Below are 17,883 nucleotides of genomic sequence, written 5' to 3' on the forward strand. Positions count from 1 at the left end.
CGCAGGCGGGTGCATACGGCTGTGCAATGTTGTCGTGCAAACGGGGAGTAAATACCCCTCATACACATATAGCCAACGGGGAGATTGTACTTCTCCCCGTTGGCTACCTGATCGACCGCCTCGGATCAGCAGCGTGTCGAGTGCTTCCGCACCCAACCCCGCCATCACGGAGCGAGTCTTACGAGCGACGTTCGCGGCCCGTCTCGTGTCCGAGTCGTCGAAGCGCATGCGACGCAGTCGCGAGTCTCGACGGCGCCGCTAGCGACTGCTTGCAGGTCGCTCGAAAGGGTCGGACGCGAGACACCAGGGGGCCGCGAACACGCAGCGCCGCAGGCGCTGCAAAATGTTACCGACGCAGACCCAGGCGCTCGATCAGCGAACGGTAGCGCTGGATGTCCTTGTCGGCGAGGTACTTCGACAGGCGCTTGCGACGACCGATCAGCGCCATCAGGCCGTGGCGGGTGTGGTGGTCGTGCTTGTGCTTCTTCAGATGCTCGGTGATGTCGGCGATCCGCTTGGACAGCAGCGCGATCTGCGCCTCCGGGGAACCGGTGTCCTTCTCGTGCAGGCCGTAATCGGCGAGAATGGCCGACTTCTGCTCGGTGGTCAGCGCCATGGGGCATCCACTCCTATTTCTCAGTGCCGCGCTCGAGGATTCCGGTTACCCGGTCGGGTGCCGCCGCGGACCGCAGCAAACCCGAGGATCCACCTTACCGGATCGAATGTTTGATATCGAATTCGATATGACGAATCGAATTCGCGTGAGCGAATCCGTTGTCGACAGGGTCAGTCGGCGGCGGCGGTGAGGACCTTGCGGGCGTTCTCGACGTCACGGGCCATGGCCTCGAGGAGTTCGTCGATGGAATCGAATTTGCGCATGCCGCGCAGATGCTCGACGAAATCCACCGCGACGTGCTGGCCGTACAGGTCGGCCTCACCGTCGAGCACGTAGGCCTCGACGGTGCGCGCGCGCCCGGAGAAGGTGGGGTTGGTGCCGATCGAGATCGCGGCCATCGCGCGCTCCCCCGGCGTCACGGTGCCTATGGTCGGGCCGGGACCAAGCACGGTGAACCAGCCCGCGTAGACACCGTCGGCCGGAATCGCGGCGTACATGGGCGGTGCGATATTCGCGGTCGGGAAGCCGAGCTCACGGCCGCGGCCGTCGCCGTGCACGACCACGCCCTCGACCCGATGCGGACGGCCCAGCGCCTCGGCGGCCGCGGCCATATCGCCCGCGTCGACGCAGGCGCGGATGTAGGTGGAGGAGAAGGTGACCGCGTGCTCGCCGAGCAGTTTCACACCGTCGACTTCGAAGCCGAAGCGCTCACCCAGCTCACGCATGGTCTCGATGGTGCCCGCAGCTTTCTTACCGAATGTGAAGTTGTCACCGACCACCACCTCGGTCACATGTAGCCGCTCGACCAGCAGATCGTGTACGTAGCGCCCCGGCGTCAGCTTCATGAATTCTTGGGTGAAGGGCATGACGCAGAACACGTCGACGCCGAGTTCCTCGGCCAATTCCGCGCGCCGGGTGAGCGTGGTCAGCTGCGCCGGATGCGAGCCGGGGCGCACCACTTCCATCGGGTGCGGGTCGAAGGTCATCAACACCGCCGGAACACCCCGCGCGGCAGCGGACTTCACGGCCCTGCTGATCAGCTGCGCGTGGCCGCGATGCACACCGTCGAATACGCCGATCGTGAGCACGCACCGCCCCCAGTCCGCGGGTACGTCATCGAGGCTCCGCCATCTCTGCACAGTCCGCAGCCTACGCAAAACGAGGGGCGAACAGTATTCGGAGGTGTCAATCCACACTCCGGCCCGAGGCCCGTGTGTACATGGGGTGAATTGCGGGTTCAGCTGGGTGACGACGGTTGCGAGGCAGCGGCGGCCCTGATTGTTCGCGCAGCAGGATCCACCGTCGCCCGCATCGGCTCCTGGCGGCGGGGCCGACCGAGCACCGGCGGACCCGAGCTCGCTCCGACCAGGCGAAACCGATGGCTCGACGGGTAGTCCCGATGCTGTCGGACGACGGCACCGAGTGTTCAGGCGTCTGAATGTGTGAATCGGGAGTCCAATGCATAAGCTCGAAGATGTGCCCGGTAAACGAGACATCGCAACCCGACGCGAGCTGGCCGACACCGCAGCGCAGCCGACCGAGACCACAGGCCCCCACGGCAGCACCGCGACGATTGCGCCGGAGCTCACCTCGGTCGCCCAGGACTATTTGAAAGTCATCTGGACCGCTCAAGAGTGGTCGCAGGAAAAGGTATCGACGAAACTGCTCGCCGAACGGATCGGCGTCTCGGCCTCCACCGTCTCCGAGGCGGTACGCAAGCTCGCCGATCAAGGCCTCGTCGAACACGCCCGGTACGGATCCATCACCCTCACCGAACACGGGCGTCGCGCGGCGGTCGCCATGGTGCGCCGACATCGGCTGATCGAGACATTCCTCGTCAACGAACTCGGCTACGGCTGGGATGAGGTGCACGATGAGGCCGAGGTGCTCGAGCACGCGGTCTCGGAGCTGCTGATGGCCCGTATCGACGCGAAACTCGGCTATCCGGACCGGGATCCGCACGGCGATCCCATTCCCTCGGTCGACGGTGCGGTGCCGACGCCGCCCGCTCGCCAGCTCAGCGATTTCCGCGCGGACGAATCCGGCCATGTCGCACGAATTTCCGATGCCGATCCGGATATGCTGCGCTACTTCGATTCGGTCGGTATCGCGCTCGATACGCCGATCGTCGTGGTGGAACGCCGGGACTTCGCGGGCACCATCGCGATTCGCATCGGGGACCGCACCATCGATCTCGGCCGCCCTGCGGCCGAAGCCATCTGGCTCAGCGACTGACGATCGCGTGCCAGTGGTGACGAGTCATTGTCACCACCGCACGCCGCCGCGGCCACCGCGTCCGCGGCAAGAACCAACTCCGATACCCACCTATCGCATCGTTGGGCCTCGGAGTTAGCACAGGTCAAGCCCCATAGAAATTTCGCGCGCCGAATCGGTCAGCGCGACAGGAAATTCAGCAGCGCACGGAATTCGGATGGCGACAGGTAGCCGTCCCCGTCGGTATCCGCCGCCGCAAGCAGCGATTCGGCGGGCTCATCGATCAGCCCGGCGCCGACATGGCGGATCAGGGATTCGAGTTCTTCGACCGCGATCTTGCCGTCGCCATTGATATCGAAGACCGTGAAGGCCGCATCTGCGTCGGTGACCTCGATATGGCCGCCGACCAGCGCGGCGTCGAATTCGGCTCGGGAGACCAGGAAGTCGCCATTGGTATCGGCGGCGGCGACCATCCGCTCGACCGCCTCGTCATCGACTTCCAGTCCGAGCGAACGGATTCCGGTGACTATGTCCTCGACCGACACCAGACCGTCGCCGTCCCGGTCCCAGAGCTCGAACGTATCGACCGGTTGTCCACTCATTGCCCCACTGCCTTCGTCGCACTGTCTACCGCGCCCACTGTACGGATCGCCGTGCCAGTTGACGCATGGCTACCGACTACTTCGCATAGGGCACACCCTGTGCGAGGTAGTCATCCGATACGCGACACCGGTCAGCCAGCGGCGGGCACGCGGTCGGTGGTGAAGGCGGTGCGCTTTTCGTGGGCGGATGCTAGCCGGAAGAAGACCGGAGGGAGAGCGAATTCTATTGCGGTGAGCACGATTTGGAACCAGTGCGGCCAGCCGTAGACGGCGACCGAGATCAAGCGGGCGACGCCGCTCAGTAGGAAGATTCCGGCGAGCCAGCGCACCGCGAGTGCGGAGATCGGCGTTCGGCGGGCCGCCCGGATCCAGGCGAGGCCGTAGCCGACGAAGATACCGCCGAAGAAGCGAGTCTGACTGTCGGCGGTGACGCCGGAGGAGCCCATATCGGGTATGCCGTCGATTCCTGCAGCCATGTGGAATATGCCGATGCCAACGATGACAACGCCCATCGCCATGGACAGCCATTTGAGTGCCGAGGTCACGAATTCCTCCCTTCACTAGTAGACGTTTGTCTACTAAGCCCGACCCTACGACGCTTAGTAGACATACGTCAACTAAGCTTGCTGGGGTGACCCGCCGCCGCCTCGCCCCGGACGAACGCCGCCGCCTGCTGCTGGACGCAGGCGCGACACTGTTCGCCGAACGCGCCTACGACGCGGTGCTGATGGAGGACGTCGCGGCCGCGGCCGGTGTTTCGCGCGCCCTGCTCTACCGCCACTTCCCGACCAAACGCGACCTCTTCGCGGGCGTCTACCAACTAGCCGCCGACAGCCTGCTGGTCGCCACGAAACTCGATACCGAAACCCCGCTGCCCGATCAGCTCGCGGCCGGACTCGACGAGCACTTCGACTATTTCGAGGCCAATGCCAATACGGTGGTGGCCGCCAACCGCCTACTCGCGGGCGATCCGACCATCCAAGCGATCATCTCGGGCGAACTCGGCGAACTCCGGGTGCGTCTGCTCGATGCAATGGGCGTCGAAGGCCATATCCGCGAGCTCACCTCATCGGTGCTGATGGGCTGGCTGACCTTCGTCCGGGTGCTATCGGTCGACTGGCTGGAAAACCGCACCTGCACCCGCACCGAACTCCGCGATATCTGCGTCGGCGCGCTGCTCGGCGCACTGGAACCGCTCGGCGCGGTTAAAGATTCGACGGACGCACGACCATGACCGAGGCCGCGCGCCTACCGCTCTCCTGCAGTAGCGCGATCGCGCGCCCGGACGGGTCGATGGCGGCGTAGACACCGGATATGCCGACCGGCTCGAGCCAGCGACCGTTGCGCAGATCGTCGGCCTGCTTGTCATCGATATCGCGGTGCGGGAATGCGGTTCGGATGGCATCGTCGATATCCAGACTCAACTGCGCGTCTTCGGATTCGGCCAATTCCTCGAGGGTTCTGGCGTGTTCGAGGGTGAACGGGCCGACCCTGGTGCGGCGCAAGGCGGTCAAATGGCCGCCGACGCCGAGTGCGGCGCCCAGATCGCGCGCCAAGGCGCGAATATAGGTGCCGGACGAACATTCGACGACCACATCCAGATCGACGAACTCCGAAGTATCTCGGCGGGCAAGGATATCGAAGCGCGAGACAGTGACCGGGCGAGCGGCGAGCTGCACATCTTCACCGGCCCGGTGCCGGGCATAGGCACGTTCGCCGTTCACCTTGATGGCACTGACCGTGGCAGGCACCTGCTCGATATCGCCGGTCAATTTCGCAGTGTGCGTGGCGATTTCGGCATCGGTGAGATGGGTCGCCGACGCGGTCGAGAGCACTGCGCCCTCGGCGTCGTCGGTGGTGGTGGCCTGGCCGAGTCGAATGGTCGCGGTGTAGGCCTTGGTGGTCAGCGTGAGCAGGCCGAGCAGTTTGGTGGCGCGTTCGACGCCGAGCACCAATACGCCGGTGGCGATCGGATCGAGTGTCCCGGCGTGGCCGATCTTCTTGGTGCGCAGTAGCTTTCGACATTTCGCGACGACGTCGTGGCTGGTCCAGCCGCCGTCCTTGTCGACGATCAGCAGACCGCCGAGTGCGTCGATCCGTGCGTCGGCCATCAGTCGTGCACGATCGCGGTCAGGATGAGTCCGTCGCCGATCATCCAGCGGCCGTCGAAGGAAATCAGCGGCGCGCCACCGTCGGTGACCTGTCCCGGCACCAGGATCTGGCTGTGGAAGGCACCCGAACCCGCGCCGTCGGAGCTCTCATCGATGGTGAAGGTGATGTGGGCGTCCTCGAAGCCGAGCCAGCGTGCGGTCAATGGCCACCACGCCTTGTAGGTGGCTTCCTTCGCGCAGAACAGCAAGCGGTCCAGATGCAGACCGGAACCGCCGACCCGCGCCAACCAGTCCCGCTCGGGGGGCAGGCTCACCGAATCCAGCACGCCCTCGGGGAGTGTGCCGTGCGGTTCGGCGTCGATGCCGATCGAGCGGAAGCGCAGTTTGTGGCCCAAGGCCGCCGCCCGGTAGCCGTCACAGTGTGTCAGGCTGCCGACGATGCCGCGCGGCCACACCGGTGCGCCCCGCTCGCCTTTGCCGATCGCGACCGGAGCCTCACCGAGTTCCACCAGCGCCAGCCGGGCGCAGTGCCGAGCACCGATGAAGTCCCGGCGACGCTTCTCCACCGACTTCTCGATGAGATGCGCCTCGGCCGGATACGGCTGCAGATCTTCCGGGTAGGCCAACAACTCGGCCGAGGCCACACCGCCAGGAAGAATTTTCTCGATCATCACTGACGAGCCTAGTCGAGCCGCCCCTGCCCCAAACGCCGCGGGAGGGTGGACTGAGTGCCCATTCTGTCAGAGACCGCACCCATGACGGTCGTCGCTGCGGTGCAGTACTTCATCACGGTCAATTCCCTCTCCGAAGAGATTAAGACGAGGGTTCGACGCGTCCGGTGGCCGCGTACCCGGCCGCCTGATGTGGCCTGAATCACGTCGGGGAACGGTCACATGGCAGGGAGTTGTCCCGTCCTGTAGCTGCACATCGGGCCAACAGGCTCGAGCTCCCGCAACTCGAGGTGAACACCATGCGTTTTCTGAGTTATTCGGCCATGGCGCTGGCTGCCGCAGGCGCGGTACTGACCGGCCCTGTCGCACCCGCCCAGGCCGACCCCGGCCCCTGCGACCAGGCCTGCCGAGCCGCGTGGGCACACCAGCACCAAAATGGGTTGCCGCGCACCGGTTTCTACGATGCACCCAACCCACTCGGGTGGGCTTCGGCCGGCACATTGATCCGTCAGGAGGCAACCACGGATTATGTGGTGGACGGCAAGCAGACCCCGGCCACTCGGATCCTCTACCACTCCCGCACCTCCGGCGGACGCGACATCGCGGTGTCCGGGGTGGTGCTGGTGCCGCAGGGCGCCCCGCCCGAGGGCGGCTGGCCGGTGGTGGCCGACACCCACGGCGCCAGCGGTGGCGGTGTGGACTGTGCGCCGTCGCTGATGCGAGATCTCTACCACGGCAACCAGATGGCACAGTTCGTCGCGCAGGGCTACGCGGTGGTTGCGCCGGACTACGCCGGGTTGGGCACGACCGGCGAGTCCGAGTTGGGCAACAAGACCGCCGAGGCCGACGACCTGATCGGCGCGGTGCGCTCGGCGAGGCAGGCTCTGCCGAACCTGTCGGACCAGTGGGTGCTATGGGGACACTCCCAGGGCGGCGGAGCCGCGCTCGGTGTCGCCGAACGCCAAGCTGTCCATCCGGAACCGGGTTATCTCGGTGCGGTAGTCACCTCACCGGCCGCCGACCTGACCGCGCTGATCACCCACACGGCCGAAACGCCTTCTCTGGGTGGGTTTTTGCCGCTGATTGCCCAGGGCGCCAAGGCCAGCGACCGGCGCGTCCAACTGGACCGAATCCTGACACCGCAGGCACTGGATCGTCTCGACAGCACCCACAGCGGATGCCTGGACGTGGTCTCCGCCGTCTACAGCGGCCTATCTGGTGCAGACCTGGTTCGACCGGACTACCTGTCCGAGCCGAACTTCGCCCGCTTCCTCCACGAGAACAGCACCGGCAACCGCCCGATCGCAGGCCCGGTGCTGCTTCTGCAGGGCGGTGTCGATGCGTTGACCACGCAGCCGGTCACCGACAAGGTCGCCACCGCACTATGTGACACCGGCTCGCAGATCGACTACCGCACCTACCCGACCCTGGCGCACGACACCTGGGGCGGGCAGACCGGCATCGACGACGGCGCAATGCCCGACATCCTGTCCTGGACCGCGGATCGCTTCGCCGGCAAGCCTGCCGAGTCGACCTGCCCCTGAACCGCGGCGGGCGGGTACCCGGTACCCGCCCGCCCGGACCTCATCCCACATCACGACCAACAGCCTGTGCTCGCCAGGCGGGTGCGGCCTCGGCGACATGACCCAGATCACATCAAGAATTGTCACGCGGGTGATCGCTGGCCCGTCCTACCTTCGCCAATCATCAATACCCGGTTCCCACCAGGCAAATTCATAGGAGTCATCATGCGAGTCCTCGTCGCTGGAGCCACAGGCGTCATCGGCCGCCAGATTCTCCCGCTGCTGTCAGCGGTCGGCCACGACGTCATCGCGCTGTCGCGTCCGGGCGACCGCGCCCTGTCGCTACAGCGATCAGGGGTGCAGGTCGCCGCGGCCGACGCGCTCGACCCCACCGCGCTGAGCAAGGCGATGCGAGACACCGCGCCCGACGCCGTCGTCAACATGCTGACGGCCATCCCAGGCACGATCAACCCAAGAAAGATGGCACGCGACTTCGCCGCGACCAACCGGCTGCGCACCGAGGGAACCCGCAATCTCGTCCACGCTGCCCAGGAGGTCGGAGTCGGGCGGATCATCAGCCAGGGCCTCGCCTACGCCTACCAGCCGGGCGCGGGCCCGGCGGCCGAGGACACCCCACTGTGGCAGCACCCGCCCAAGCAGTTCGCACCTGTGCTGGACGCTCTGATCGAACTGGAGCGGCTGACCACCGAAGCGGACGGCCTGGTCCTGAGGTTCGGCCACCTGTACGGACCCGGCTCGATCTTCGCCGCCGACGGATCCTTGGTGCGACAAGTCAAGGCCGGCAAAATGCCCATCGTGGGGGAAGGGGCGGCGGTGTTCTCCTTCACCCACGCCCACGACGCCGCCACCGCGGTCGCCGCCGCACTGGACAAGAAGACCGACGGGTTTCTCAATGTGGTCGACGACACCCCGGCACCGCTACACGAGTGGCTGCCCGCCCTGGCGAAGACCCTCGGCGCCCCCGCCCCGAAACAGGTGCCCGCGGCGCTGGCGCGGCTGGCTGTCGGTAGCTGGGGCGTGGCGTACATGAACGAGCTGCGCGGCGCGGACAACACCCGGGCCCGGCTGCAGTTGGACTGGCGGCCCCGATACGTCTCCTATGTTGACGGTTTCGCCGAATTGGACACGGCCGGTCGCCGGGCCGCATGATCGCGGCCACCGACTCGTGGTGTGTCACTGGCTCCGCCGAAATCAGCGACACGCCACGATCCGAGGAAAGGGAGGGTGCCATGGAGGATCCGACCGAGGTGTTCGAGGAGTACCGCCCGTTACTGCTGGGGCTGGGCTACCGGCTGCTCGGCAGCATGTGGAATGCCGAGGACATCGTGCAGGACGCCTATCTCAGGTGGCTGGGCACCGACCGCACCGAGATCAAGGAGCCGAGGGCCTTCCTGGTGACGGTGGTGACCCGGCTGGCCCTCGACCAGCTCCGCTCGGCCCGGGTCACCCGTGAGGCATACGTCGGCCCATGGCTGCCAGAACCGGTGTCCGGCACCGAGTTCGGGCCGCAGGAGACGGCCGAGCTTCGCGATACCCTGTCGTATGCGACCCTGCACCTGATGGAGCGGCTGTCCCCGCCGGAGCGGGCAGCGTTCGTGCTGCGCGAGGCGTTCGAGCTGCCCTACGACGACATTGCCGAGATTGTCGGCTCCCCCGCCGCGACCTGCCGTCAGCTGCACCACCGTGCGGCCAAGCGGCTAGCTGACGGACGCGACCGGTTCGAGCCGTCGACCGCCGACCACACCGCGCTGCTGACCCGCTTCCTCGACGCCGCCGAGGGCGGTGACCTGGCCACCCTCACCGAACTGCTCAGCGAGGACGTCGTCGCTTGGAACGACGGCGGCGGCAAGGTCCGCGCGGCGCGGGTTCCGATCATCGGGCGCGTCCACGTGTTGGCGTTCGTCACCGGTCTGACCTCGCACTACCCAATGGGCGACGTTCGGGTGGTCGAGTCCAACGGTGCGCCCGCCATCTGGATGACCATGGGTGGGCAGCAGCAACTCGTCGCCTTCGACATCCGCGACGGCCGCATTCACAACATCTTCGGCATCCTCAACCCCGACAAGCTCTCCCACATCCGCCCCTGAACCGACTCGTGATGGCTGTCCGAAAACATTTGCTCGCCTGCCGGCGGTCGAGTCCGCCTCGTACCCGGCACCGGGGATGAGAGCGCTCCCCGCCGGCACTGGCTCACCGCGAACGCGCACCCGACGAGCTCACACTGAACCTGACGCGGATCCGAGTCCCGCGCGCGAACCTGCGCGCCGCGAATTCGACCGGCGCACAACTCATCCAGGCCGAACTGACCGTCGCCGACCTACGCGGCTGCACCAGTGTCCTCCTGATGACGCAGCGGCCGGTCAGGGTTCAGGTGTGAGAAGTGCTCGGTAGGAACCGAATTCGATATCGTCGGTGACGCTGGGACGGTCGGGCAGCCAGCCGAGCAGTTCATGGGTTCGGCGGGCGTCGATTTGCTGATGCGCGGTCAACCAGTCCGGGAAAGGCACGACTCCTTCGGCCTGATTGCGTGGCAAACCCTCAGTGGCACTGGGCTTTTCGATGAGTCTGCCGATCGCCGCCGCCACTGCCTGCGGTGTCGATTCACCGGAGACGGCATGCAGGATCGTGCTCGGCGGTGCTTTCTCCAGGGCAAGTGCGAAGGCGTCACCGAGATCGTCGACGTGCACATTGGGCCAGGCGTTATCGCCAGGCGTCACGTAGCGGGACGCTCCGGCCGCGATCGCCGCTGCAATGAGGCCGGTCAGCACCAGACCGCCTGCCCTGCCGTAGACCAGCGGAGGGCGCACCACGATGCCGTGCCCGGCGGCCAGCGTGTCGAGTTCCAATTGCCGCCGCCACGCCATACCCGGTGCCGGGTCGACCGGATCGTCCTCGGCGACCGTACGGCCCTTGGTCTCGCCGACCACACCGATCCCGCTGGTGTAGATGACCGGCCGTCCCGCTGCCGCCGCCAATATGGTGTGCACCGCGGCGGTTTCGACTGTCCCGGCTTCGGTCATGTCGTCGATGCCGTAACGGGCGAATGCCGCGTGCGCGACCGCGTCCACCTCCTGAGTGATTCGCCGCAGAACGTCCAGGGTGGCCAACGAGCCCAACACCGGCTCCACCGCTGCGACACGCAAATACTCGGCGGACTCCGGGGTACGAGCGAGTCCGACGACGTCGTGCCCGCGCGATCGCAGCGCGCGTGCGACGGCCGAACCGATATAGCCGGTCGCGCCGGTGACCAACACCCTCATGCGCGCGACCCCGGCAACGCGTTCCGTCCATTCCACATCAGATGCTCCCGTCGAAGAATGCGACGGCACGGTCTACAGCCTGCCGTACATAGGTGTCGTCGTCGTAGAGGTCGATGTGGTTGGTGGTGTCCAAGACCACAAACTCCTTTGGTTCAGGTGCGGCCGCGAACGCCGCTTCGGCGTCGGCGAGCGGAATTGCCTGGTCTCCGCGACCGTGCACGATCAACAGCGGAGCGGTGACCAGCGGCAGATATGCGTTCACATCCAGGGTCAGCTCCTGCAGCACCGATAACGCGGTGCAGCGATTCTCCCAGCCGGGACGCGCGCCCCGATCGGTTCCGTAGTACTCGAACGGCTCCGGACCAGGGTTTCCCGCGGGCATGCCAGCAGGGTTGACCGCTGGCCAGTACTCGATCTCGCCGGTGTCGAACTGCTGTTGCGCAATCTGCGCGAACTGGCCGACCAGCGCCGCGAAGTTGTCCTCGCCGAACCGGTTTCGGATCAACGTCGGATTGTTGTAGGCGGCCGCGATGAGCGCGACGGACTTGACCCGCGGGTCGTACGCGGCCAACTGCACCGCGTAGATACCGCCCAGACACACCCCGCACGCGGCGATCTTGTCGGCGTCCACCTCGGGGCGGGCGGCCAGAAAGCTGACCGCGTGCCGCAGGTCCGACACCTTGGCCGTCGCGTCCTCGTGCTGGCGTGGTGTTCCCTCGCTGTCGCCCCAGTGGCGGTGGTCGAACGACAAAGCGACATACCCGCGCTCAGCGAACCGCTGCGCGTAGAAACCCGTCACCTGTTCACGCACACCGGAAAACGGCCCGGTGAACACCACCGCGCCGCGCTCGGTGCCGGGCTCGGGCAGGTGGAGGTCGCCAACCAGACGATGGCCGTCGCTGGAGAACTCGATCTTCTCGATCCGCATCTATCTACCGTTCCTTGGTTTCTCTACTGGAGTTTCTCTACTGGTCACAGCGTCGACTGATAGTCGTCGTCCAGCAATCCCGCCACGCGCACCCGATCCGACTTCAGCAGCGGGGATCGTTCGGACGCGGTGTCGGCATCCCACGCCCTCATGAGCCGAGGACCAGTGCGGTGAGTGAGTGAGTGCGGCGCGACGGTGACGGGCGTCTGCACGCCTGCCGCGTGCAGCAATCCAGGAACCTCCGGCTTCACGGTGTTCTCGTTCCAGAATTGAGCATCCACGCCGACCGCGCCGGACCCTAGGACCGCCGCGGCAGGGCCGGGTTCGACACGAACGGTGGCATCGGCCCGGCCGGATCCATCCGCGTGCCCCGGAACCGATCGGGCGAGCGCGAGAAGGAGCGCGACAACCACGACTGCGGACAGCTTGCCATTCCCGTGCATCAATCACACCCCGACTACCGGCCCGGCTGATGCAAACCTCGACACCAACCAATGTATCTACATCGTAGACTTAATCTACACCGTAGACAAATGGATGATCAATATCGCCGGCAATGCGAAATCCTTGCTACCTTCCCCGCGGTAACCGCCCGAGTGAGTACGGAGACTCGGAACGCGACCATATGCTATCGATTCATTCCGACCGCACATACCGGCACTGTTGTAATCTGTTGTGCCACATGATATTTGATGAAAGTTCACATCCGCTAGCGGACCCGGAACCTAGCCGACACTGCGACCGAATCCGTCGAACATGGCAGTGAGCCCGATGTCGAAGTAATCGCCGGACGCAGCGTCGGCGGCGGCGGCGAGTCCGTTGTAATCGGGCGAATCGGGCGCCGGTTTTCGGCTACGCTCTTCGGCGGCCGCGCCGGTCGTCCGGCTCAGGATATGGCCTATCGCGAATTCGCGCAGGCAGCGGGACAACTGCAGCGCAGTCGCGGGCGCGAAGCCGGAGGCGGTCAACTGCGTGATCATCCGATTGCCGATGTCGATGGCCGTGATGCTGCGTACGGGGCGGGTAGCGAAGATGGATACCGCGTGCGGGTGCCGGGTCAAGATGGAGCGCAATCGGTGTGCGTAGGTCCGCATCATCTCGCGCCAATCCGCTTGCCACGGTAGGTTTTCCAGCTCCAACTCATCGAACATCACTTCGGCTATGCCGTCGAAAAGGTCCTGTTGGTCGGTGAAGTGCCGGTATGCCGCCATGGGGTCCGCACCCAGCGCGGCGCCCAGTTTGCGCATCGAGAACCCGTTCAGTCCGGTCTCATCGATCACCGCCAGTGCGATCGCCGCGATGTATTCACGGTTCAGCACCACCCGGGTCGGCGCGGCCGGCCGCTCGCGCGAACTGCCCGCACTCACGACGTCATCTCATCGAACAGTTGAAACAACCGCACAGCGAACTCCCCGGGCTGCACAACATATGCCACATGTCCGCTCGGGAACTCCGCGCACACACTATCCCCAATTTCTGCGCGAGAGTTTCGGTGCAGACGTGGTACGGCCCGTTGACCGATCGCCAGGTGCCACGGCACCTCTGCCTTGCACAGTGCACCGACATCAGACCGGTAATCGAAGCCGAACAACGGCAGTTCCCGATTCAGCAGCAGCTCCGCGTTACCCAGTTGGCGAGTCATCGTCGACGGCCGGTTACCGCTGAACCGCCGAACGGCGGATCCCGCCGCCAGCGCAACCCGGCTCGCGCCGGCCAGCCCGATCTGGCCAGCAGTCGATCGAAACAGCTTGGGCACGTTCGGCGCCGTCATCACACCGAACGCGATATAGGGCCGCATCGGGCTCTTCTCCACGGCGAGCCGACCGATGTTCACGATCTCCTGCCGTCCGGGACTGTCCTCGGACGGCAGCCGCATCACCGGTGGGTCGTGCACGATTGCGGCCACCAGTCGATCACTGTGCCCGGCCATCACTTCCAGCGCGATGATGCCCGCTCCTTCCCCCATGTTCGCTACGTCGTAGACCAAATCTACAGCGTAGCCAACATGGAAAACGGCTCACATGCCGCGGCGGCGCTGCGCTTTTTCGCGCATCTCCGCAGCCGCGGCCTCCATCTCCGGGGTCACCTGGAAGTGGCCGCCCCATTTGTTCAGCGAACCCGGCGGGTAGTCGGGGGTCGGGAGGATTTGGCGCAGCAACTGGTCGGGCAGTCCGCGACGCTGCCATTCGCGCGGGTAGCCCAGCGAAACCTCTTCGAAGCGCACGCCGTCGTAGTAGGAGGTGCGCGGGATGTGCAGGTGGCCGTAGACCGAGCAGACCACGTTGTAGCTGGTATGCCAGTCGGCGGTCAGATCGGTGCCGCACCAGAGGGCGAATTCCGGGTACCACAGCACTTCGGTGGGCTGGCGGACCAGCGGGAAGTGGTTGATCATCACGATCGGCGTCTCGGGTGGCAGCGCGTCCAGTTTCCGCTTGGTGACCTGCACTCGGGCGTGACACCAGGCATCACGGGTCAGGTACGGATCCGGGGACAGCAGGAATTCGTCGGTGGCCACCACATTGCGTTCCCTGGCCAGGGCGAGGCCCTCGGCCTTCGTCTTGGTGCCCTTCGGCAGGAACGAGTAGTCGTACAGCAGGAACATCGGAACCAGCGTCACCTGACCGCCGTACTGTTCGGACCCCGCGCCGGTCCACACCGGGAACGGATCCTCCGGGGTGACGACATCGAGATCCCGGCAGATCGACACCAGGTAGTCGTAGCGCGCGACACCGTGCATCTGCACCGGATCCTTCGCCGTGGTCCACAATTCGTGGTTGCCCGGCACCCAGATCACCTTGGCGAAGCGGCCGCGCAGCAGCTCCAGCGCCCAGCGGATATCGTCGGACTTCTCCCCAACGTCCCCGGCCACGATGAGCCAGTCCTCGGGCGAATCCGCCCGAATCTGCTCGACGACCGGACGATTCCCCTGGTGCCCGACGTGAATGTCGCTCACCGCCATCAACTTGGGTATCACCACACCTACATTGGCATATCCGCGGGAGTTGCCGCCGTTCGGCTCGATGATCATGGGCGATACCGATTCGAGTCCGCCCCTAACGGCCGCGTTCGTACGGCCGGTCCGGGGCCTCGATCCGCTGGTAGTCGGTGACGACGAGGGTGGGCGTGTGATCCGGATCCCGCTGAGCGCTACCGGTTTCGACGACGCCCCTGACCTCTAGCCAGGCATCGTCCTCGATCACCTCCGGCATCCCCGACAGGTGCACCAGTACATACCGCGCATCAGCGACACAGCAGGTGATGACTACTCGCGCGAGATCCGCATCGGGCGTATCCGGATGCTGCTGCTCGAGATCCTTGGGCCGAATAATGAACCCACTGATAGTGACCTCACGACCGTCCAGCGAGTGACTGGAGTCCTGAAGCGCCCGATCCACCAGATCCACAATCGGCAACCGCGGCGCCGGCTCGGCAGGCAGCGGCGGAAAGGCCCAGAGCTTCGGCTGCTCCGCGGCGATGTCGCGCGGGACGACCTGGACGGGAGAACTGGTTACCGCCGCGCCCGCGCCCAGCGCGGGTGGTGCGATGAGCAGGAGCGCGGCGACCGGGGCGAGCAACAACCATTGCGCGCGGCCCGAGCCGTGCTCGTGGTCGCCCTGCGCAGCGCCGTGCCCGAACACACCGTCATGGCTCCGTGCGTTGGCGTGGCTCAGCGCATCGTCGCGGCCGGATGCTCCCTCGAGCATGTGACCGCGCCCGTACGAATTCGCCTGGCCGAGTAGGTCACTGCGGCCGTGCACGCTGGCATTACCCAACCCATCTCCGTCGCCGAGCACGTTGCCGCCGACCGTGCGCTCGACGCCGGCGACATCACTGTGACCGTCCATGCTTGCGTGGCCAAGTGCGTTGCCCCGGCCGTGCATGCTGGCGTGGCCCGGCGCATCGCTGCTGCCGTGGCCGAATGTGCCCTCACGGCCCCGCGCATCAGTTCGGCCGCGCAGGCCTGCGTGACCCAGCACATCGTCGCCGCCGTGGATACCGCTGGGGCGGCGGGTCTCGAGGTGGCCATGGACATCACGGCCGTGCACGTTCGCGTGCTCGTCGGATGCGGTGCCGCGGCGGATATCTCGGATGATTGCCACCAGGGCGAGCAGGATGAAGCCGGTGCTGCTGATCAGCAGGAATGGGTAGAGGCTCGGTTTCACATAGCGCAGGTAGGTGCCGTCGAGGGTTGTCCAGAGCACCGCGCCGCCGATGAGTAGCAACAGGAGGTTCTGTGTTCCTCGTTTCATCGGGCACCTCCCAGGCAGATGTATCCGGCGATCGTGCCGCAGGCCACGGCGACCGCGAAGGTCATGGGGGCGAAGCGCATTGCGAAGCGGCGGCCGAAGCTGCCTGCCTGCATGGCGAAGAGCTTCACGTCGACGGCGGGGCCGACGACCAGGAATACCAGCCGCGGCAGCAGAGGCAGCGTCGACATGCTCGCCGCGACGAATGCATCGGCCTCCGAGCACAGGGCGAGCACGATCGCCAGCACCGCCATGATGAGAATCGCGACCACCATCTGCCCGGCCAACCGCTCGTACCAGGTGGGCGGAACCAGTACATGCAGCGCGGCGGCAGCCGCGGCACCGAGTACCAGAAATGCGCTGGCCTGCAAGAGATCGTGGCGCGCGGCCTCGGTGAAAACCTCCCACCGGGTTCGCCCCGTCACACAGTGGTCGCGCCCGGTGCCACGCGGCAGCAGCCAGGCCGGGCGTCCGATTCGCGACCAGATCAGCCCCATCACCACCGCGGTGGCCAGTGAACCGGTGAACCGCGCGGCCACCATTCCCGGCTCGCCGGGAAATGCCACCACCGTGGCGATCAACACCACCGGGTTGATCGCGGGAGCCGACAGCATGAAGGCCAAGGCCACCGATCCGGGCGCACCCTGATCGGTCAGTCGTCGCGCCACCGGCACGACACCGCATTCACAGCCGGGCAGCGCCATTCCGGCCAGTCCGGCGACGCCGATCGCCGCAGGTTCGTTGCGCGGCAATACCTTTCGCAGGACTGCGGGTGAGACGAAGGCTGCGATACCACCGCTCACGAAAACCCCGAGGGCCAGAAACGGCACCGCCTGCACGAACACACCCGCGAAAATCGTCACCGCAGTCTGCAATCGCGCGGACGCCCCCACCGCATGCACCAACGGCGCCTGCAAGACCAGTCCGAGGACGATCAGCGCGGCGAGCACATATGTCGAGGACACGCGCGTCCGTACCGAATTCACAGCGTTCTGTGCGAGCACGTCCCCATCCTGCCCTCTGCTGTCGCCAAATCCCGCTTGTCGCCGATCACCCCGCGTTGCGCCGCCCGTACATCGCCGCGCGAGCGGTCCGGCGCGCGACAACCCGTCCGACCGATATCGACCACCCGAACCAGCGGACGCAGTCGGCGCGAAACCCGCAGCGACCCTGAGCCGCCAACCGGTACGCAGCAGGCGGTCCGGTGCGACAACCTGTCAGACCGACCTCGACTACCCGAACCAGCGGATCCGCGCGGTCGGCGCGAAACCCGCAGCGACCGTTAGCCTTCCGTTCGCTTCGCGGCGACAGGATGCGATGGCGATATGACATGGTCGCGGGATATCGGGCGGGATACGGACGCCGCCGTCGATTTCGTATCGCATATTGGTGACCTTCCAGGAGCGGGCCTCAGGGTCGTCCGGGGTGGTCGGCGGTTGATCCGGCCGCACGACGGCCATGACTTCGGTAACACCGATGGGCCAGGCGAAGACCAGTAGCCCCGCCTGTTCGGCTAGTCCGGTCACGGTCGGTATGCCACTCGGCGACGGATCGTCCTGCGGTTGTTCCTGTCCGCCTTGCGGTTTCGCGACCGGGCCGGTATCTGATCGGGTGATTTCGGAGTACCTGCCCGCGACGGCGGCGGCCACCGCGTACACCGGCTGCCCGACGGGTGGCGCGCCCCCGTCCT

Annotated in this window: 20 protein-coding genes; 5 read left to right on the top strand and 15 right to left on the bottom strand. The window is 66.0% G+C overall.

The window, feature by feature from the left end; translation table 11 throughout:
- Nucleotides 1–346: 346 nt before the first annotated feature.
- Both rpsO and ON44_RS21895 read right to left on the bottom strand, forming a co-directional pair.
- A complete protein-coding gene (rpsO, locus tag ON44_RS21885; protein ID WP_040692977.1) occupies nucleotides 347–616 on the bottom strand; it encodes a 30S ribosomal protein S15 in 270 nt (89 codons plus the stop codon).
- Nucleotides 617–786: 170 nt separating this feature from the next.
- Nucleotides 787–1,755 (bottom strand): bifunctional riboflavin kinase/FAD synthetase, encoded by a 969-nt coding sequence (locus ON44_RS21895; RefSeq protein ID WP_083898052.1) that lies wholly within the window; start codon nucleotides 1,753–1,755, stop codon nucleotides 787–789.
- A 319-nt stretch (nucleotides 1,756–2,074) separates the two neighbouring features.
- Between ON44_RS21895 and ON44_RS21900 the strand changes: the two genes are divergently transcribed.
- Complete coding sequence (locus ON44_RS21900; RefSeq protein ID WP_040692983.1) at nucleotides 2,075–2,851, top strand: metal-dependent transcriptional regulator; 777 nt, start codon at nucleotides 2,075–2,077, stop codon at nucleotides 2,849–2,851.
- 158 nt (nucleotides 2,852–3,009) lie between these two features.
- Here ON44_RS21900 and ON44_RS48480 read toward each other — a convergent pair whose 3' ends face one another.
- A complete protein-coding gene (locus tag ON44_RS48480; protein WP_051182307.1) occupies nucleotides 3,010–3,432 on the bottom strand; it encodes an EF-hand domain-containing protein in 423 nt (140 codons plus the stop codon).
- 131 nt (nucleotides 3,433–3,563) lie between these two features.
- On the bottom strand, nucleotides 3,564–3,977 hold the full coding sequence (locus ON44_RS21910) for a DUF4345 domain-containing protein (protein ID WP_085998590.1): 414 nt from the start codon (nucleotides 3,975–3,977) through the stop codon (nucleotides 3,564–3,566).
- A gap of 86 nt (nucleotides 3,978–4,063) precedes the next feature.
- Here ON44_RS21910 and ON44_RS21915 point away from each other — a divergent pair, with 86 nt between their 5' ends.
- Nucleotides 4,064–4,666, top strand: coding sequence for a TetR/AcrR family transcriptional regulator (locus ON44_RS21915; protein WP_040692985.1), 603 nt, complete (start codon nucleotides 4,064–4,066; stop codon nucleotides 4,664–4,666).
- Here ON44_RS21915 and truB read toward each other — a convergent pair.
- The gene (truB, locus tag ON44_RS21920) at nucleotides 4,638–5,543 is read right to left on the bottom strand and encodes a tRNA pseudouridine(55) synthase TruB (RefSeq protein WP_040692987.1); all 906 of its coding nucleotides are present in this window, start codon (nucleotides 5,541–5,543) and stop codon (nucleotides 4,638–4,640) included. The genes ON44_RS21915 and truB overlap by 29 nt on opposite strands.
- Nucleotides 5,543–6,214 (bottom strand): 4'-phosphopantetheinyl transferase Npt, encoded by a 672-nt coding sequence (gene npt / locus ON44_RS21925; RefSeq protein ID WP_040692989.1) that lies wholly within the window; start codon nucleotides 6,212–6,214, stop codon nucleotides 5,543–5,545. Before npt ends, truB begins: the two co-directional genes overlap by 1 nt.
- Before the next feature lie 299 nt (nucleotides 6,215–6,513).
- Between npt and ON44_RS21930 the strand changes: the two genes are divergently transcribed.
- From ON44_RS21930 to ON44_RS21940, 3 genes are all read left to right on the top strand, one after another.
- Nucleotides 6,514–7,758, top strand: a complete 1,245-nt coding sequence (locus tag ON44_RS21930; RefSeq protein WP_157187248.1) for a lipase family protein — start codon at nucleotides 6,514–6,516, stop codon at nucleotides 7,756–7,758.
- A 204-nt stretch (nucleotides 7,759–7,962) separates the two neighbouring features.
- Complete coding sequence (locus tag ON44_RS21935) at nucleotides 7,963–8,907, top strand: NAD-dependent epimerase/dehydratase family protein (protein WP_040692991.1); 945 nt, start codon at nucleotides 7,963–7,965, stop codon at nucleotides 8,905–8,907.
- An 80-nt stretch (nucleotides 8,908–8,987) separates the two neighbouring features.
- Nucleotides 8,988–9,845 (top strand): RNA polymerase sigma-70 factor, encoded by an 858-nt coding sequence (locus ON44_RS21940; protein ID WP_040693044.1) that lies wholly within the window; start codon nucleotides 8,988–8,990, stop codon nucleotides 9,843–9,845.
- Between the two features lie 273 nt (nucleotides 9,846–10,118).
- On the opposite strand, the gene ON44_RS21945 is transcribed toward ON44_RS21940, so the two are convergent.
- The 9 genes from ON44_RS21945 to ON44_RS21985 form a co-directional block, all read right to left on the bottom strand.
- A complete protein-coding gene (locus ON44_RS21945; RefSeq protein WP_040693046.1) occupies nucleotides 10,119–11,018 on the bottom strand; it encodes an NAD-dependent epimerase/dehydratase family protein in 900 nt (299 codons plus the stop codon).
- Between the two features lie 37 nt (nucleotides 11,019–11,055).
- The gene (locus tag ON44_RS21950; protein WP_040692993.1) at nucleotides 11,056–11,946 is read right to left on the bottom strand and encodes an alpha/beta hydrolase; all 891 of its coding nucleotides are present in this window, start codon (nucleotides 11,944–11,946) and stop codon (nucleotides 11,056–11,058) included.
- Nucleotides 11,947–11,990: 44 nt separating this feature from the next.
- Nucleotides 11,991–12,389 (bottom strand): hypothetical protein, encoded by a 399-nt coding sequence (locus ON44_RS21955; protein ID WP_040692994.1) that lies wholly within the window; start codon nucleotides 12,387–12,389, stop codon nucleotides 11,991–11,993.
- 282 nt (nucleotides 12,390–12,671) lie between these two features.
- A complete protein-coding gene (locus ON44_RS21960; RefSeq protein WP_051182310.1) occupies nucleotides 12,672–13,313 on the bottom strand; it encodes a TetR/AcrR family transcriptional regulator C-terminal domain-containing protein in 642 nt (213 codons plus the stop codon).
- Nucleotides 13,310–13,933, bottom strand: coding sequence for a hypothetical protein (locus tag ON44_RS21965; RefSeq protein ID WP_157187249.1), 624 nt, complete (start codon nucleotides 13,931–13,933; stop codon nucleotides 13,310–13,312). Before ON44_RS21965 ends, ON44_RS21960 begins: the two co-directional genes overlap by 4 nt.
- A gap of 30 nt (nucleotides 13,934–13,963) precedes the next feature.
- The gene (locus ON44_RS21970) at nucleotides 13,964–14,920 is read right to left on the bottom strand and encodes a metallophosphoesterase family protein (RefSeq protein ID WP_085998591.1); all 957 of its coding nucleotides are present in this window, start codon (nucleotides 14,918–14,920) and stop codon (nucleotides 13,964–13,966) included.
- Between the two features lie 79 nt (nucleotides 14,921–14,999).
- Nucleotides 15,000–16,196, bottom strand: a complete 1,197-nt coding sequence (locus tag ON44_RS46975) for a TIGR03943 family putative permease subunit (protein ID WP_051182311.1) — start codon at nucleotides 16,194–16,196, stop codon at nucleotides 15,000–15,002.
- Nucleotides 16,193–17,158, bottom strand: coding sequence for a permease (locus ON44_RS21980; protein WP_245567276.1), 966 nt, complete (start codon nucleotides 17,156–17,158; stop codon nucleotides 16,193–16,195). The genes ON44_RS46975 and ON44_RS21980 overlap by 4 nt, the downstream gene beginning before the upstream one ends.
- Nucleotides 17,159–17,425: 267 nt before the next feature.
- The coding region (locus ON44_RS21985) for a SaeA-related protein (RefSeq protein WP_506333070.1) at nucleotides 17,426–17,883 on the bottom strand (458 nt) is incomplete at its 5' end.

This window comes from Nocardia vinacea NBRC 16497 (assembly GCF_000308835.1).
In the GTDB taxonomy this organism is placed as follows: Bacteria; Actinomycetota; Actinomycetes; order Mycobacteriales; family Mycobacteriaceae; genus Nocardia; species Nocardia vinacea.

Coding starts and splice junctions, on each gene's coding strand:
- ON44_RS21950 (WP_040692993.1), bottom strand. CDS start 11,946: ATGCGGATCGAGAAGATCGAGTTCTCCAGCGACGGCCATCGTCTGGTT.
- ON44_RS21945 (WP_040693046.1), bottom strand. CDS start 11,018: ATGAGGGTGTTGGTCACCGGCGCGACCGGCTATATCGGTTCGGCCGTC.
- rpsO (WP_040692977.1), bottom strand. CDS start 616: ATGGCGCTGACCACCGAGCAGAAGTCGGCCATTCTCGCCGATTACGGC.
- ON44_RS21935 (WP_040692991.1), top strand. CDS start 7,963: ATGCGAGTCCTCGTCGCTGGAGCCACAGGCGTCATCGGCCGCCAGATT.
- npt (WP_040692989.1), bottom strand. CDS start 6,214: ATGATCGAGAAAATTCTTCCTGGCGGTGTGGCCTCGGCCGAGTTGTTG.
- ON44_RS21930 (WP_157187248.1), top strand. CDS start 6,514: ATGCGTTTTCTGAGTTATTCGGCCATGGCGCTGGCTGCCGCAGGCGCG.
- ON44_RS46975 (WP_051182311.1), bottom strand. CDS start 16,196: ATGAAACGAGGAACACAGAACCTCCTGTTGCTACTCATCGGCGGCGCG.
- ON44_RS48480 (WP_051182307.1), bottom strand. CDS start 3,432: ATGAGTGGACAACCGGTCGATACGTTCGAGCTCTGGGACCGGGACGGC.
- ON44_RS21940 (WP_040693044.1), top strand. CDS start 8,988: ATGGAGGATCCGACCGAGGTGTTCGAGGAGTACCGCCCGTTACTGCTG.
- truB (WP_040692987.1), bottom strand. CDS start 5,543: ATGGCCGACGCACGGATCGACGCACTCGGCGGTCTGCTGATCGTCGAC.
- ON44_RS21955 (WP_040692994.1), bottom strand. CDS start 12,389: ATGCACGGGAATGGCAAGCTGTCCGCAGTCGTGGTTGTCGCGCTCCTT.
- ON44_RS21900 (WP_040692983.1), top strand. CDS start 2,075: ATGCATAAGCTCGAAGATGTGCCCGGTAAACGAGACATCGCAACCCGA.